The 15,755-nt window shown below is 41.1% G+C and carries 12 protein-coding genes and 2 pseudogenes; 9 read left to right on the forward strand and 5 right to left on the reverse strand.

Going from position 1 to position 15,755, the window contains the following annotated elements; genetic code table 11:
* Positions 1-13 precede the first annotated feature (13 nt).
* A pseudogene (locus BLT53_RS07300) lies at positions 14-162 on the forward strand (Tn3 family transposase); the annotation flags it as partial.
* Between the two features lie 777 nt (positions 163-939).
* Here BLT53_RS07300 and BLT53_RS07305 read toward each other — a convergent pair.
* Positions 940-1,242 carry a hypothetical protein gene (locus BLT53_RS07305; RefSeq protein ID WP_090233811.1) on the reverse strand — a complete coding sequence of 101 codons (303 nt, stop codon included), beginning with the start codon at positions 1,240-1,242 and terminating at the stop codon, positions 940-942.
* 470 nt (positions 1,243-1,712) lie between these two features.
* Here BLT53_RS07305 and BLT53_RS07315 point away from each other — a divergent pair.
* From BLT53_RS07315 to BLT53_RS07325, 3 genes and pseudogenes are all read left to right on the forward strand, one after another.
* Positions 1,713-1,904: pseudogene (locus tag BLT53_RS07315) on the forward strand (tautomerase family protein); the annotation flags it as partial.
* A 399-nt stretch (positions 1,905-2,303) separates the two neighbouring features.
* Positions 2,304-2,963 (forward strand): hypothetical protein, encoded by a 660-nt coding sequence (locus BLT53_RS07320; protein WP_090233817.1) that lies wholly within the window; start codon positions 2,304-2,306, stop codon positions 2,961-2,963.
* Between the two features lie 52 nt (positions 2,964-3,015).
* On the forward strand, positions 3,016-4,542 hold the full coding sequence (locus BLT53_RS07325; RefSeq protein ID WP_090233818.1) for a glycine betaine uptake BCCT transporter: 1,527 nt from the start codon (positions 3,016-3,018) through the stop codon (positions 4,540-4,542).
* Positions 4,543-4,593: 51 nt separating this feature from the next.
* On the opposite strand, the gene BLT53_RS07330 is transcribed toward BLT53_RS07325, so the two are convergent.
* Genes BLT53_RS07330 through BLT53_RS07345 form a run of 4 tightly spaced genes read right to left on the reverse strand, consistent with a single transcriptional unit; the run spans position 4,594 to position 9,874 of the window.
* On the reverse strand, positions 4,594-6,987 hold the full coding sequence (locus BLT53_RS07330) for a glycoside hydrolase family 31 protein (protein WP_090233820.1): 2,394 nt from the start codon (positions 6,985-6,987) through the stop codon (positions 4,594-4,596).
* Positions 6,988-7,014: 27 nt separating this feature from the next.
* Entirely contained in the window at positions 7,015-8,310 is a 1,296-nt protein-coding gene (locus BLT53_RS07335) for a TRAP transporter large permease (protein ID WP_090233822.1), read from the reverse strand.
* 14 nt (positions 8,311-8,324) lie between these two features.
* A complete protein-coding gene (locus tag BLT53_RS07340) occupies positions 8,325-8,849 on the reverse strand; it encodes a TRAP transporter small permease (protein ID WP_090233824.1) in 525 nt (174 codons plus the stop codon).
* Between the two features lie 17 nt (positions 8,850-8,866).
* Entirely contained in the window at positions 8,867-9,874 is a 1,008-nt protein-coding gene (locus tag BLT53_RS07345; protein ID WP_090236758.1) for a TRAP transporter substrate-binding protein, read from the reverse strand.
* A gap of 222 nt (positions 9,875-10,096) precedes the next feature.
* Here BLT53_RS07345 and BLT53_RS07350 point away from each other — a divergent pair, with 222 nt between their 5' ends.
* The 5 genes from BLT53_RS07350 to BLT53_RS07370 all read left to right on the forward strand — a co-directional run bounded on the left by BLT53_RS07350 (position 10,097) and on the right by BLT53_RS07370 (position 15,661).
* Entirely contained in the window at positions 10,097-11,077 is a 981-nt protein-coding gene (locus BLT53_RS07350) for a LacI family DNA-binding transcriptional regulator (protein WP_090233826.1), read from the forward strand.
* A gap of 237 nt (positions 11,078-11,314) precedes the next feature.
* Complete coding sequence (locus BLT53_RS07355) at positions 11,315-12,379, forward strand: LacI family DNA-binding transcriptional regulator (protein WP_090233827.1); 1,065 nt, start codon at positions 11,315-11,317, stop codon at positions 12,377-12,379.
* A 212-nt stretch (positions 12,380-12,591) separates the two neighbouring features.
* Positions 12,592-13,857 carry an ABC transporter substrate-binding protein gene (locus BLT53_RS07360; protein ID WP_090233829.1) on the forward strand — a complete coding sequence of 422 codons (1,266 nt, stop codon included), beginning with the start codon at positions 12,592-12,594 and terminating at the stop codon, positions 13,855-13,857.
* Between the two features lie 134 nt (positions 13,858-13,991).
* Complete coding sequence (locus BLT53_RS07365; RefSeq protein WP_425284698.1) at positions 13,992-14,831, forward strand: carbohydrate ABC transporter permease; 840 nt, start codon at positions 13,992-13,994, stop codon at positions 14,829-14,831.
* Positions 14,831-15,661, forward strand: coding sequence for a carbohydrate ABC transporter permease (locus tag BLT53_RS07370; RefSeq protein WP_090233832.1), 831 nt, complete (start codon positions 14,831-14,833; stop codon positions 15,659-15,661). Before BLT53_RS07365 ends, BLT53_RS07370 begins: the two co-directional genes overlap by 1 nt.
* The last annotated feature ends 94 nt before the right edge of the window (positions 15,662-15,755 follow it).

A 15,755-nucleotide genomic window follows, 5' to 3' on the forward strand; every position in this document is an offset into this window, starting at 1 on the left:
GGAAAAGACCATAATAGGTTCTTATTCAAGACAAAACAGCTTGACTACAGCCTTACGTGATATGGGCCGAATAGAAAGAGCGATCTTTATTTTGAATTACATTTCGGATGAATCATTAAGAAGAAAATACAAAGAGGATTGAATAAAGGAGAAGCCATGAATAGTTGGAAACTTGTCCCTTTTAAATTTTGGGTGTTCTGTGATTACACGCATTAACCATTTGCTAAGTCCACGTCCTCTATATTCTGCAATTACAAAAATATCACCTAGCCAAGAAAATCTGACAAGGTCAGATACAACTCGGGCAAAAACAAAAAATAGGGCTCGTTTTATTTATTATTTCTTCAAATTTACTTTGCGGTCTACAACAGGAACCCTGTCACTAAGCCTACTAGTATCTCTTAGTGATGAATAAGGTTATGTAAAAAGGCATATTTGCTTTTATTTACTTTCGACCGCCAGAATATTCGGTCAGTTAACTTTACCTGTCATCTTTTACTATGTTATATTGGTTTGGACAAACCAATATATGCCTAGTAATCTGCACTTGGGCATATTTATTATGAACTTATGTAAGGATGGTGAGAGATCATTGAAGTAGAAATTGGTAACCATATCGAAACAAAAGATGGGATAAAGGGACAAGTTATAGCCCTACTAACAAACACGGTAGTTATTGATGTATCTACATCTAAAGACAACATTATTAACTTTGATCATCCGAAACAAGTAGTTAGAAAAGCTATGATAAAAAATGTTGAAACTAAATAAATTGGAGAGCGCATCTCTCCTATAAGTAAACAAAAATCCCGCTATTATAAGCGGGATTTTTAATAAAAAGACCATTATTTCTTATTTTCACCTTCATAATTACAAATGCTTACGTATACAAACGTTTGTGCATTGTTAATGGTTCACTCATTGCCTATTTGTATATAACTAAAGTGAAGGATTAAACATAATAAACCTAGGGTTATCAAATAAAGATCCTTCTTGTAATGTTACATCTAAAGTACCTTCTAATATTGGGTAGTCAAAAGATAACGGTTTTTCGCTTAAGGATTGTAGAGTTTTATCAGCAAAATCATAGGCCGATTGTAATGTAATCTGAGATTTAAGTATGGTATCTTTATGTTTGACTGTTTTTTCGTCTGTCCTCTTTATGATGTAACGTCCCTCTATTACTTGTCCTTCATTATAACGCCGGTATGTTTGTCTAAAAATGTAACGAGCTTGCTTCATTCCTGTACCTCCAGTTTGGTCTCTATATATCATCGGGAAGCACATACAAATGTTTAACATCTTTCAAGCATCCTTGTTCTTCTTGTAAAGCCCTGCTGCACGAGTGACAGTACTCCACGAACCGAATAGCCCATGTACAGTATCTATCGAAGGACGTATACCCCTTTTCACATATTCCTGAACGGTTATATATGACTGATCCACTGCACCTCTTTGTAGTGCTCGAATAACTTGTTGCTTTGTATACTTTCCCGCAACTTCACGATTAAAAGGAATACCTGCGGCTTTTAACGCCCTGTTCCACGTACCCAAACTTTTTCTTATCGTGTTTAATGTTGGAGAATAATTTTTCTATCTATAAAGGTTATATGTAATATTATATGCGTTCACATGATAGTAATGCTGCAGTCGTTTGATTATTTCCTCTGGAATAACTTTTTGCAAACTTTCATTTGTTTGGCTAATCCCCGCTTGTTATCAGTATGGTAAGTAAAACATGGACGAAGGAACAAAAAGAAAGATTTTATTCTTTACTGGCGGAGCGGCTTAAAAAGGAGTGCGGTATCTCCCCGCAAGATCTTATGGTTTCGATTACAGAAAACGGAGCGGCCGATTGGAGTTTTGGTCGAGGTGAGGCTCAATTTCTTACAGGTAAGTTATAAACGAAATAGAAGGCTGACGAAACAAGCCTTCTGTTTTTTATTTATGTTAGACTCAATGAGATTATGTCGATTACTAATGTCGTGATCTTTGTTATTCAGAAACTATTTACGTTTAAAAGGAAGGATAGAGAGGTAAATGTAAAGATGGTTAAAAAGACTTATAAGATTCTTCCTATGCCAATTACCTGTAATTGGTTTTTGACATGTCCCTACTATAAAATTCGTGAGAAAGGAGAAAGGAAAATCAACGAAATGGGATCTATTTTGTATGTTCTATTACATGTTTTCATTTCATTAAAAGCATCCTAAAACAAACCCTATCAAACGTATAACCTAAAATGAAATGACAAAGAGCTTTCACGATGATAAAAACATCAAAAGTTGAAGGGAGAATTATCAGTGAAACTGTATCAAGTAAGAAAAGGCCAGTTTGTCTACTTTAACAATGAATTACACAGGGTTTATGGAGTAAAACACATGTATAAGCAATCCGTTCATCTCATACGGCTTAGAGATTTAACACAACACTTAACCAATGCCGTCAGTGTGGAGAAATACAAGCCTAAGGAACTGGACAGCTTTATCTTTAACCATAAGGAGTATACGCTCAGAAGTGATCAAAAAGCACAAGTAGGGGATTATGTTCTGATCCACAATCCAATGCCTGATTCCCTCGATACATATTCTCTAAATGAAATTGATGAGGTAGAAACAGTGGATGCTAAAGGTGTCATGACTAGTAGATCACACGGCATTAAACATAATGAATACATGTTGATGGTTCCCGGACGTTCAAATAACAGCCATGCCATTGATTATCAGGATATTAACCGTGTACCAGATCACTTGCAGAATACTCAGTTTTCTCAGCCAAAAGAAGAGATTCTGCCAACACTAGGAGATATCTACAGAAAGCACGACAGTAACGAACCTTATGAGGCAATGGTCATAGCAATAACTGGTTCAACGGTTTTCCTGGGAAACGGTTTGCAGCTATCTCAGAAAGAACTGATGAACACGGATCAGTGGGAACTACTTTATAATCTGCTTGATAACTAACTCTATTTTGAATGCAGCTTACAGGTTTCAGACATTTTATTAGGAGGATTCTATGGACAGAAAAAACACCGGAAATAGTGTTTTTATTATTTCAATACTTATTACATTGATTTTTATTATCTGGGGTGTGTTTTTTACAGATAATCTCGCCAAAGTTACCAATGCCATTTATAATGGTTCCATTGATTATCTGGGTTGGTTCTATCTTGGTGCCACGTTATTCTTTGTTATCTTTTCCGTTTATTTATTGCTGTCAAAGTATGGAGATATCCGTCTTGGCAAAAAAACAGACAGACCTGATTTTAACACAGCGTCCTGGCTCGCCATGTTATTCGGTGCAGGAATGGGAATCGGAATTGTGTACTGGAGTGTGGCTGAACCGATTACGCACTACACTGCCCCGCCTTACGGAAAAGGATATACGGTCGACGCAGCAAATACAGCAATGAAATTCACATTTTTCCATTGGGGTTTAGACCCCTGGGCTATTTATACTGTGATTGGTTTGGCTCTGGCCTTTTTTCAATACAACAAACGGCTTCCTGCCGCTATTAGTTCGGCATTTCATCCAATATTGGGTGACAAAATTTATGGGCCGATCGGTAAGACCATTGATATTTTATCCATTTTTGCCACAGTTTTTGGAATCGCGACGTCTTTAGGTCTGGGGGCGATGCAGGTTACTGCCGGCATGCATGACATATTTGGCGTTCCCAACGGATTAGTTGTGCAGCTCATCGTGATTGCGGTCGCTACCGTCCTGTTTATCATATCGATCAATACAGGCTTAGAAAAAGGGATTCAATATTTATCGAATACAGCTATGATCTTATCTTTCGCTATAATGCTTGTTATTTTGGTTGTTGGTCCGACCTTGACCATATTTAAAGTTCTTTTTAACACCACCGGTATCTACTTAAGTGACTTTATACACATGAGTTTACGATTAGAACCTTTTGGGGAAGGAAAATGGATAGCATCCTGGACATTATTTTATTGGGCATGGTGGATTGCCTGGGCACCTTTTGTGGGTATGTTTATTGCCCGTGTTTCAAAAGGACGAACAGTCCGGGAATTTGTTATTGGAGTGTTGGTCGTGCCCACCCTGGGCACATTTCTCTGGATGTCCATCTTTGGAGGCTCAGCTCTTGAACTTGTCCAAAAGCAAGATAATCATCATCTGGCAAACTTTATTACAAAAAATGTTTCGTTGTCGATCTTTACATTCTTTGATTATCTCCCATTAAGCTCAGTACTCAGCATTTTAGGGTTCGCAGTGGTAGCCATTTATTATATTACAGTTGCAGATACGGCAACCTTTGTCCTGGGCATGCTTAGCGAGGGCGGAACATTAAATCCATCTAATAAAATTAAAGTAATTTGGGGCGTGATTCAATCGGCCGTAGCGGCTGTATTACTGTTGGCGGGTGGATTAAACGTATTGCAAACGGCCTCTATTGCCGCTGCCCTCCCTTTTGCTGTCATCATGGTGGTCATGTGCTACTCGTTATTGAAAGGTCTAAAAAGTGAAGTTAAAGTACAGCGAGGAAGTAAAGGCAGAGCCCCTGTTCAGCCTTAACATTCATTAAAAACGAAAGGCTGCCCCGATTCATCGGGGCAGCCTTTTTTATTAGTCCTGCAGTTTGAAAAAAGTGCCATTGTCATAGGCTAATCCGTTTACAGTAAGCTTGCGGTGTTCCTGCTCCGGGACGATAAATGATACTTCTTTAAAAGGCAAATCATAGGTTCCTTCCTTATGAACGGTAATCGAAATCTGATCTTTTGATACTTCTGTTTCTACTGTTAAAAACGCAAAAACGTCCTCAAATTGATTACTGATGCCATCGTCCTCATAACATTGATAGGAACTGACTCCGCTTCCCTTTTGAGGGAAAAGCAAGAAGGCTCTCTCATCCTTTTCTTTCGTTTCAAAAGTTACTTCGGCTTGATTGACAGGTATAATGCTTCCCGCTTTTGCAAGTAAAGGTACATAGCTTAGAGGCGCAGGAATTGTAACATGCTGCCCTCCCTCGTACCATTCCCCAGTATGCAGATCATACCATCCTTCAGCATGCTTTGGAAGGTAAACCGGACGTTCACGCTGATTCTTTTCAACCACGGAGGCGACAAGAAGGCTATCTCCGAGCATAAAATCATCATTTTCTTCAAACGTCTGATCATCATGCTCGAAATCCCAAAATGTCGGCCGGATGATGGGCAAATGAGAAGCATGCGCCTCATAGAGTGACGTATACAAATATGGAATAATTTTGTTCCTGAACTTAATGAGTTCACGGATTTCAGGAAGGACTCCCGGATACATCCACGGTTCGTTTACAGTCTCATCATCATTCCACGAATGAATGGTAAACCTCGGATGTACAATACCGTTTTGAACCCATCGTACAAAAAGCTCAGGTTCCGGCGCGGGCCCGGAGAATCCTCCCACATCATGGCCAAAGTTATAAATTCCGGACAAGCTAAGTCCAATGCCCATTTTGTTGTTGAACTTAATGGTCTTCCAGCTGGTTCGGTTATCTCCTGTCCAAGTCTGAACATAGCGGTGCATGCCGACACACCCTGATCTTGAAATCAAATAGGGACGAGTGTCAGGGTTAAATTCTTTTTGAGCTTCATAGGAGGCTTTCATCATAAGCAGGGGCTGCACCGCTCGGATCACATCAAAATCAATGGTTTCACCAAATCCATCACAGCTGGCGGATTGACTCCAAATTTCAAATTCATTATTGTCATTCCAGGTTGCATCAATCCCATATTCCATCAGTTTCTCTTTGACTTGCTGTTTCCACCAGTCATACGTTTCCCGTTTGGTAAAATCAAGATATGCTCCAGTTTCATCCCAGAATTGCGCAATTTCCGGCTGTCCTGTTCCTTGATTTTTGATGAACATTTCTTTTTGCTTTAATTTATCAAACAGCGGATGATTATGAAGCAAACAAGGTTTGATGTTGGCACATAGCTTTACGCCCTGCTCATGGAAATCTTGTGCCATTTTTTGAGGATTGGGAAATTTGGAATCATTCCAGTGAAATACATAACGCTTATCCTCTATGGAAGTATAGCCGGAAGACAACTGAAACGAATCACATAAGATGTCATGCTCTTTACAATGCTGCAGGAACCGGCTGAGCTGTTCCTGAGCATTTGGAGCATCCGTATAACTCATCGTTGAGCCTGAATAGCCCAAGCTCCATTTTGGAGGAAGAATTGTTTTTCCTGTCATCCATGCAAATTTCCGAGTCACATCTTTAACCCGGGGACCCGCAATGATGTAATAGTCCAGGTCGCCTTTTTCTGCTTCATAATACCGGTAATACCCATGGTAATTATCCAGCTCAGAACCCATTTCAAAAATTGAATTGGCCAGATTATCATAAAAGATCCCAAAGGATAATCCCGTTTTCTGGTTCCTTGTAATGTAAAACGGAATATGCTTGTACAGCGGATCTGTAAATTCAGCATCATACCCCATTGCATCAATCGTCTGCATACGATAGCGTTTACCATGCTTGTCCACATGGCCGCTTTTTTCGCCAAGTCCAAAATATTGTTCTTCATGGTTGCGTTTTAAATAATGTGCCGGTCCGTTTGTTCCCAATTCATAATGATAAGCCTGGGTTTTACGGTCACTGGCCAGAGGAATCCACTCTTCTCCCTGACGATAAAACCAGTTCAGTTTAAATGCATCTCTTTTGATTGTTAATTTTAACTTTTTTGTTTTTACTGTATATTCTTCTCCCACAGATTCACACGTGTATACCGGCAGAGCAAAGCCACTTGTGTCCAAACGGCTCCGGCCCTCGGCTGGTATATCATCCATACCGGGTGCCACGCTCCATGTTTTCTTCACTTGCAGGGTGCCGTCCGTGACAAATAACACACGGATTATGTCTTCTTCCAGGATCATTATTTTTACTTCCATATGATCCAGTTCTGATTGGAAATGCAAGATATTGCTTTCTTCTTTTACCAATGTAAAGGCTTGTTTGACTAGAATACTCATAATTTCAACCCGCTTTCTCTTTGATGCTTACAGTCCAAATAGTTTTGGCAATGCCAAACTGACCTGTGGAATAAAGGTAACGATCATTAAGACCATAATGATCACGGCATAAAAAGGTAGTAGTGGCTTTACGACTTGTTCTATTTTTACTTTTCCAACACTGGCTCCGACAAATAAAGCACTCCCTACCGGTGGAGTAATGTTTCCAATGCAAAGGTTAAACGCCACCATGATTCCAAAGTGAACCGGGTCCATTCCAAATGACGATACAATCGGCAAAAAGATCGGTGTGAAAATAAGGACCGCTGGCGTAATATCCATGAAGGTTCCGATAATCAATAGAATGATGTTCATAATGAGCAAAATGACCACCGGATTATCCGTAAAACCTAACAACCCCTGGCTGATCGCTTCGGGAATCCCTGTAAACGACATGACGAGTGATAAAATTGTGGATGTACCGATCAGCAGCATAATGACTGCTGTCATCTCCACCGTTTCAAGCAGCATTTTTGGTAGTTGATTCCATTTAAACGTCCGGTAAACCATCGACAAGATTAACGAATAGGCTACTGCGATCGCCGCTCCTTCAGTGGCTGTGAAAATACCCGCGATGATTCCACCGAGAACAATGACAATCAGCATTAAACTTGGAATAGCCTCCCAAATGACTTTCAAGCCTTCTTTTAAAGGGATCCGCTGGGAAATTAAGTACTTTTTCTTTTTGGCAATTACATATGCGACGACCATGGTGGCAATTCCCCAAAGAATGCCCGGAACATAACCGGCCATAAACAGTGCGGCAACAGACGTGCCGCCGCTTACTAGTGAATAGATGATTAAAAGGCCGCTTGGAGGAATCAATAAACCCGTCGGAGCCGATGCAATATTTACAGCAGCAGAGTAGGTTTGGTCATATCCTTCTTTTTTCTGAATGGGTGACATTACACCGCCGATCGCTGCGGCTGCAGCAACCGAAGATCCTGAAATGGAACCAAACAGCATATTGCCCATGACGTTTGTATGGGCCAATGATCCCGGCAGTCTTCCAGATAAAAGTTTGGCCACATTAATTAATCGAAGCGCAATCCCGCCGTTGTTCATAATAATGCCAGATAAGATGAAAAACGGAATGGCCAGAAGTGCAAAACTATCAAGTCCGGTTACCATTTTCTGAGCTGAAGTAAACACGGCAATATCAAATGGAAACAGGATCAGCATGGTCGCAATTGATGCACCGGCAATGCTTATGGCAATCGGCACCCCGACAAATAACAAAATAAAGAAAATACTTAATAAAAGAATTCCTGCAGTTAACGTCATTGAGATACTCCTTTCTACCCGTGCAGCTGGGTTACAGATTCGCCGTCCATTTCTTTTGAATACAACTCTACTTTTCGTTTTATAATCGCTTCATATATATTGATTACGCTATAACCGATAACAAGAATACCGCTAACTGGAAGCGACAGATAAATGTAACCCATCGGAATGCCCAATGAAGCTGAGGATTGAGCCATCGTAATGTTTACGGTCATAATCCCCCCAACGACCATAACAATCACGGCGAATAAAACAACCAATATTTCAATGAGGATGCTCATCCTTAGAGCTTTTTTAGGCGAGAGCTTTTCTACAATAAATTCAATGGCGATATGCTTTTTATTACCGAACGCATACGCTGCTCCAAGCATGGAGACCCAAATGAGAGAATAGCGGAGCAACTCTTCTGAGATTGTGCTTGGTGAATTCAATACATAACGTGTAAATACTTGCCAAATGGCTACAAGCACCATAAAGCCCATGATGGTGCAGGTAATAAACGCCAACCCCTGGTCCAGCTTCTTTTTTACATTATTCATTGTCCAGAACCTCCCTTCTAGTCTCCTGTAGCTTCTGCTCTGATTTCTTTATAATAACGGGACGTTGCTTTCTTTTTTGCAAATTCCTTATGCAATGGCTCTACTGCTTTTTTAAACGGTTCTTTGTCTGGTTTATTAAATGTGACATTCATCTTTGCTTTGGCCTCTTTTGTTGCTTTGTCAATCGCTTTTTCCCACTCTACTTTGTGAAAGGCAGTGGATTCTTTGGCGGCTTCTGTTATGGCTTTTTTTTGTTTGTTACTCAATTTGTCCCACTTTTTATTGTTCATGATGAGGATATCCGGCACAATGGTATGCTCACTATATGAGTATTGTTTAGCTACCTGACCGTGGTTGTTATCTGTTAAAGCGGTTTCATTATTTTCAGTACCGTCAATTACTCCTTGCTGCAATGCGGTGTACACTTCGCCAAAAGACATTGGGGTGGGTGATCCTCCCATTAGTTCAATCATTTTAATGGATGTCGCACTCGGTTGTACCCTTATTTTCAGTCCTTTTAAATCCTCAGGTTTCATAATGGCTTTATTTTTGGTATAGAAGTTTCTCGTACCCGCATCATAAAATGTAAGCCCTCTGAATCCCACATCTGTTGTAGTTTTATAAATGTCCTGAGCAATACTGCTGTTCATTACCTTATAAAATTGATCTCTGCTATCAAATAAATACGGAAGACTGAAAAGTGAATACACCGGCGAAAAGCTTTCCAGTGCACTGGCACTCACTTTTGCAAAGTCCACGGCACCAGTCTGTGTTAATTCAATCACTTCTCTTTCAGATCCAAGCTGGCCGTTTGGATAAAGCTTGATTTTTACCGTTCCATTCGTTTTCTTATCTACTAATCTTGCGAATTCGACGAGTGATTTATGTACTGGATGTGTCTCGCTTTGATTATGGGCCAACCGCATGGTTATGGTCTGATCTTCACTTTTTGCTGTCGTGCTGCATCCAGAAAACAAGGACAGAACTAAAACGCATACAAAAGTGATTGAAATCCAAGTTTTCATCGGTGAACCTACCTTGCTGATCATTTGACTAGAATCCCCCTTTACATAATGGTTCAAAACTGACAGCGCTTGCAATATCATAAAATAACAACGTTGTTATTTTATGATTTAAGGATTTACTTCTTTACCAGTTCAAATATATAATCGTATTAACAACGTTGTTATTGACCAGTATAAGCCGTATTCTGAAAATTATCAACATTGGATTTAAGGAGGACTGTGATGAGTGTTACCATAAAGGACATTGCACGAGTTTCCGGAGTAAGCTATTCGACCGTATCAAAAGCGCTCAATGACAGCTCTCTGGTAAAACCCGAAACGAAACGCAAAGTGGTAGAAACGGCAAGAGAGTTAGGGTACACCCCAAATCTTTCAGCAAAGAACCTGGTGTCGAAAAAAAGCCGGACCATCGGTCTTGTCTGGCCCGCGATTGATCGTGTTGCTCTTACAGAACTGGTAGCTAAAATCAACGAGATTGTTACCGAGAAAAATTACTTCATGATCCTGTCAGTAAACTCTGCCGACCATGCGGTAAAAATGTTTGAAAGTTTTCAAGTAGAGGGCATTCTTTTATTTGAAGGAGGAATTGAAAATCAGCTTCCTCCACTCTTCTCTTCTTCCGTACCGATTCTAACATATGGCGTGGCTCGAGAAGAACACCCTTATCCAATTGTGGATGTCTACCATAAAAAAGCCATTCGCAAAGCAGTTGAACATCTTGTGTCGTTAGGCCACTCAAACATTCACTATATCGGAGAAAATTCCCACGCTGATAAACGGCAATACGAAAAATGGAACGGCTTTCAAGAAGCAATGGTCAATGCCCAGCTCGCTGTGAATCAAACGGATACAAATGGATTAAGCTGGTATGACGGATACCTGGCAGCACAAAAAGTGCTTCAGCAGGACTTCCTCCCCACCGCTTTGATCAGTGGGAGTTATGACATCAGCATTGGTATTCTTCGGGCAGCGAAAGAACAGCATCTGCGGATTCCTGAAGACCTTTCTCTCGTTTCGTATGATAATATCCCGCAAATGGCCAGCTTAGAAACCGAGTTAACAAGTGTAGGGGTTCCCATTGAAACACTGGCCCATACGATGGTCGATTCGCTACTTTCTCTTATTGATTCCAAAGACACCGCGCATTTTACCCAACGGTTGGAGCCCGAAATACAGATCAGAAAATCTACATCACCTGTATAATTTTTTACCAAAGGGTCAGCTTTCCAAAGCTACCCTCTTTTTCGTTGTTTGGTTAATTTATTTTAAAACACAGTAAAATTTTAACTCGATTTTCATACGACTTTATTATCGATTAGTACCGCATATAAAAATCAGAATAATCTAAATTTACTATTGTAAGCACTTTCAATTAGTGGTACGATTCAACCACCAGTAAAATATTTAGTAAAATTCCATTTCATTTTGAGAGGATACTCTATGGCAACCATAAAAGAAATTGCTCAAAAATCAAATGTTTCCACCGCTACTGTTTCAAGGGTGTTAAATAATGATGATTCAATAACCGTATTAGAGGAAACCCGGCACCGTATCCTGCAAACGGCGAAAGAATTGGGATACCAGACAATCCATGAGCGGCGGAAAAAACAGACACAGACACAGGCGAAAAAATCTGCTCCAAGCATTGGCATCATTGCCTGTCAAACCGTGGAAGAAGAATTGAACGATCCCTACTTTATTTCCATCAGGCAGGGCATTGAAGAAGAATTGTATCGTCAAGGAGTCAGCAGGATCGGTAGCTACCGTTTAAACGATATGCTGACCGTCCCTCAAGAATTTCCTGCTCTCGACGGTCTTCTAGTCATTGGACGCTTGGGAGAAGATGTCTTGAAGCAGGGTTCTCAAAAGATTACTAACATCGTTTACTTAAACTACGTTCCTGATGAAGAACTCTATGATTCAGTGACTGTAGATTTTGAAAAAGCTACGAAAAAGGCACTCGAGCATCTCATGAGTCTTGGACATCACAAAATCGGTTATATTGGTGGTGTTGAGCGGGAGCATTTACAACGGAAGAAAGTAATCTCGGAGGACAAGCGGTTGACCACGTTTGAAAGCATGATCAAGAAAGGCGATTTTGAAGGGAGTGATGCGATTTACATCGGGGAATACACCATGTCATCCGGATATGAACTCATGAAAAAAGCCATTCAGAAAAAGAAGCATCCGAAGGCATTTTTTATTGCGAGTGATCCAATGGCCATTGGTGCATTGCGTGCCTTGCAGGAGGCGGGGTTATCTGTTCCTTCAGATGTGGCGATTGTTGCATTTGATGACATAGAAGCCGCCAGATTCTCCAATCCTCCCCTCTCAACCGTTCGCGTGTACACGAGGGAAATGGGGCAAACCGGAGTTAAACTTCTTATGGACCGCATGAGCGGCAGGAAACTTCCAGTTAATGTGACCCTTCCGACTTCATTGGTCATCCGCCAAAGCTGCGGCTCCCCATTAGCTGTAAATCCTTTTAAGGAGGTGGTTCAATAAGCTGAGATAAAGCAATAAAAAAGGCGAATTCACAAAGAAATGACCGATCTAGTCATCGGAAGGAGTGACTGCCATCACCCACTATTTCTTGCGATCCGCCCGCACTCCCATTCCAAGGAGCAACTATAAATTATATAGTAGCCCCTGATTTTGTGCAAACATTGCTTTTGTTTGTCTGGTTGATGTACCAAAAAATTTGAGGGGGAAATTCTTTGAAAAAGTTAGGTAAAACATTTCTCTTGTCCTCTGCTCTTGTGCTCGCCTTAAGTGCTTGTAATCAACAATCAAGTTCGGATGAGGGCGGAAACGTTCAATTAACCCTGTTTTCCACTGTTACCAATGAATCGGATAAAGCCGCTCTTAACGATGCAATCAAGGAATTCGAAAAGAAAAACCCAAACATTGATATTAAGGAAAACTTCCCGGCCGACAAATACGAAGGGATGCTTCGTGTCAAAATGGCGGCAAACGATATGCCTGACTTATTTGATACCCATGGCTGGTCAAAGGACCGATATGGTGAATATGTTGAAGATCTGCAGGATATGAAGTGGGTCAAGGATCTGGATCCTGCCATGGATAATATCCTTAAGGATCAATCGGGAAAAGTCTATGCCTACCCATTAAATCAAGCGAAAGACGGGATTACATACAACGCGACCCTGTTGAAAAAATACGGTATCACACCGCCTTCAACGTTTGATGAATGGATGAATGCCATGGAAACGGTCAAGAAGAAGAGCAAGGGTGAAGTCACACCGCTTTGGTTTGCCGGGTCCGATAAAAGTTCATTTGGACAATATTTCGATCAGTTCGCCACTCCGCTCCTTGTCACCGACAGTAAGCACGATTATCGAAAAGAATTGCTGAATGGCACATTCAAGGACTGGTCCAAATTTGATTTTCTGCCAGAAAAACTAAAAGAAATGCAGGAGAAAGGCTTGCTGAATAAAGACGTTCTTACCGCACAAAACCAGCAGATGACCGATTTGATGGCACAAAACAAAATCGCATTTGTCATTGGCGGCGGCTTGCTTGGTCCATCCGTCAAGGAACTGAACCCCGATGTGCAGCTCGGTGTCATTCCGATGCCAATCATCTACAAAGGCGACCAGCCGAGCTGGATTGGCGGAGAACGGCATACCTTGGCTGTTTGGAAGGACTCCGAACACAAAAAGGAAGCAAAAAAGTTCCTTGAATTTCTTGCACAGCCAGAGATGGTCAAAAAGATCGCTGAAGCAACCTCCCTGCCTGCCGGCCTAACAAACGCCAAAGCAGATAATTACTTTGCCAAAGACTATGAAAAATATAAAGATGTAAAAGTTGAACCGTATTTTGACCGTGTTTACCTCCCTAGCGGCATGTGGGATGTACTTGGAGCGTCCGGCCAGGAGCTGTTATCGAAATCGATGAACCCTGAGCAAGTGTCAAAGAAAATCGGTGAAGAATATAAGCGATTGTACAAACCGAAAAAGTAAGTGGCTTTTTTCATCCGTGAATTCAAAAGGAGCTGAAATTCATGAATACCGTAGTCGGTGTGAAAAAGGAGAAAGCGGCACTTGCAAAGGTTAACAAACGCACGAAGCATTCTTTACAGTCCTCACTTTGGTGGATGTATTTACCTGCCCTTGCTCTAGTCGTCTTTTTCATTCTTTATCCGTTCTTGAATGGCTTAAAAATTTCATTAACCAATTGGAATGGTTTTTCGCAAACCTTTGATTTTGTCGGTTTAAAGCAGTACAGCCGGTTGTTTAAGGACCCCGATACCTGGCTTGTCGTTAAAAATACGCTGCTTTACGGCTTGGGAAGTACACTGTTTCAAAATATTATTGGCTTATTGTACGCATTATTGCTCAACCAAAGCATTAAGCTACGGGGTCTTACACGAACCATCATTTATTTGCCGGTAATTATCAGCCCGTTGATTATGGGTTATATTTGGTACTTTTTCTTCGCCTATCAAGGCGGCGCGTTGAACGATATTCTTACAGCCATGGGGATGGAAAAAATTAATGCATTGGCTAATCCTGAGGTGAATACCTGGCTGATCGTTTTTGTGAATACGTATCAGTTTGTCGGGGTGGCGATGATTATCTATCTTGCGGGTCTGCAGAGTATTTCTAAGGATTATTATGAGGCGGCCCAGCTCGACGGGGCTTCCGCTTTTAATCAGTTTAAGAATATTACGCTGCCCCTTTTAATGCCTTCCATCACCATCAACATTGTCATCAATGTGATCGGCGGGTTGAAACTATTTGATGTGATTGTTTCACTTACTGGCGGCGGGCCTGGGAATGCATCTCAATCCATGTCAACATTCATGTACGATTTGTACTTTAACCGTCAGGATGCCGGTTATGCAGCGACGGAAGGTGTGCTAATGGCGCTCATCATCCTCATCATAAGCCTCTCTGCCCTGCTCTTTTTTAAACGGAAGGAGGTTGAAGCCTGATGGAGAAGACGAACCGGAAGCCTAAACTATTTTTGTCGGTTATAGCCTTAATTATCGCCCTCTATCACCTGGTCCCGTTCTATATCCTGCTTACCACTGCCTTCAAGGCGAAGGGCGATTTTAGTTCAAAGTGGATATTTCCCAAACAGTTTTCTTTTGATAACTTCCGAGAAGCCTGGGAAATGGCCAATTTGGGACAGTCATTATGGAATACTGTCATCATTACCTTCTTTTCAGCAGGGCTTCTCATCATTTTAGGCTCGCTCGCAGCCTATCCGCTTGCACGGCGTACCACAAAAGCAAACAAGCTGGTTTATGTCTTTTTTATCGCGGTAATGGTCATTCCTCCATTAACTGCATTGGTGCCTCTTTATCAATTGGTGGTTGATATTGGAATGATGAACACACGTACCATTGCTGTGCTTAATAACGTTGCCGCTTATCTGCCACTGGCTATCTTTTTATATGCAGGTTTTATTCGCTCCACCATACCAAAGGAATTGGAAGAAGCAGCAAAAATGGACGGAGCGAATACACTCTCCATATTTTTCAGAGTCGTGTTTCCATTGTTGAAACCAGTCACCGCTTCAATTCTTATCATTTCTTGTGTATACATTTGGAATGATTATCAATTTGCGATTTTCTTTCTCCAGGCGGAAGAAGTAAAAACCATTACTGTTGCCTTATCCAGTTTCTTCGGACAAAATACAAGCAACCTTAATCTCGTAGCTGCAGCGGCCATCATGGCCGTCGCTCCCATGGTTATCCTCTTCCTCTTGCTGCAGAAACACTTTATCCAGGGTCTGGCATCTGGTTCTGTAAAAGGATAAGAAAAAGACAGAGACGAAATGTCTCTGTCTTTCTTATAAAGTCCCGCTAATTGTTGCTTTAAGGGTTAAAACCGCCATTGTGCGTTGTCCGTCT

This window comes from Fictibacillus solisalsi, assembly GCF_900103485.1.
Classification (GTDB): domain Bacteria; phylum Bacillota; class Bacilli; order Bacillales; family Fictibacillaceae; genus Fictibacillus_C; species Fictibacillus_C solisalsi.

Coding starts and splice junctions, on each gene's coding strand:
- BLT53_RS07305 (WP_090233811.1), bottom strand. CDS start 1,242: ATGAAGCAAGCTCGTTACATTTTTAGACAAACATACCGGCGTTATAAT.
- BLT53_RS07325 (WP_090233818.1), top strand. CDS start 3,016: ATGGACAGAAAAAACACCGGAAATAGTGTTTTTATTATTTCAATACTT.
- BLT53_RS07330 (WP_090233820.1), bottom strand. CDS start 6,987: ATGAGTATTCTAGTCAAACAAGCCTTTACATTGGTAAAAGAAGAAAGC.
- BLT53_RS07335 (WP_090233822.1), bottom strand. CDS start 8,310: ATGACGTTAACTGCAGGAATTCTTTTATTAAGTATTTTCTTTATTTTG.
- BLT53_RS07340 (WP_090233824.1), bottom strand. CDS start 8,849: ATGAATAATGTAAAAAAGAAGCTGGACCAGGGGTTGGCGTTTATTACC.
- BLT53_RS07345 (WP_090236758.1), bottom strand. CDS start 9,874: ATGAAAACTTGGATTTCAATCACTTTTGTATGCGTTTTAGTTCTGTCC.
- BLT53_RS07350 (WP_090233826.1), top strand. CDS start 10,097: ATGAGTGTTACCATAAAGGACATTGCACGAGTTTCCGGAGTAAGCTAT.
- BLT53_RS07355 (WP_090233827.1), top strand. CDS start 11,315: ATGGCAACCATAAAAGAAATTGCTCAAAAATCAAATGTTTCCACCGCT.
- BLT53_RS07365 (WP_425284698.1), top strand. CDS start 13,992: ATGTATTTACCTGCCCTTGCTCTAGTCGTCTTTTTCATTCTTTATCCG.
- BLT53_RS07370 (WP_090233832.1), top strand. CDS start 14,831: ATGGAGAAGACGAACCGGAAGCCTAAACTATTTTTGTCGGTTATAGCC.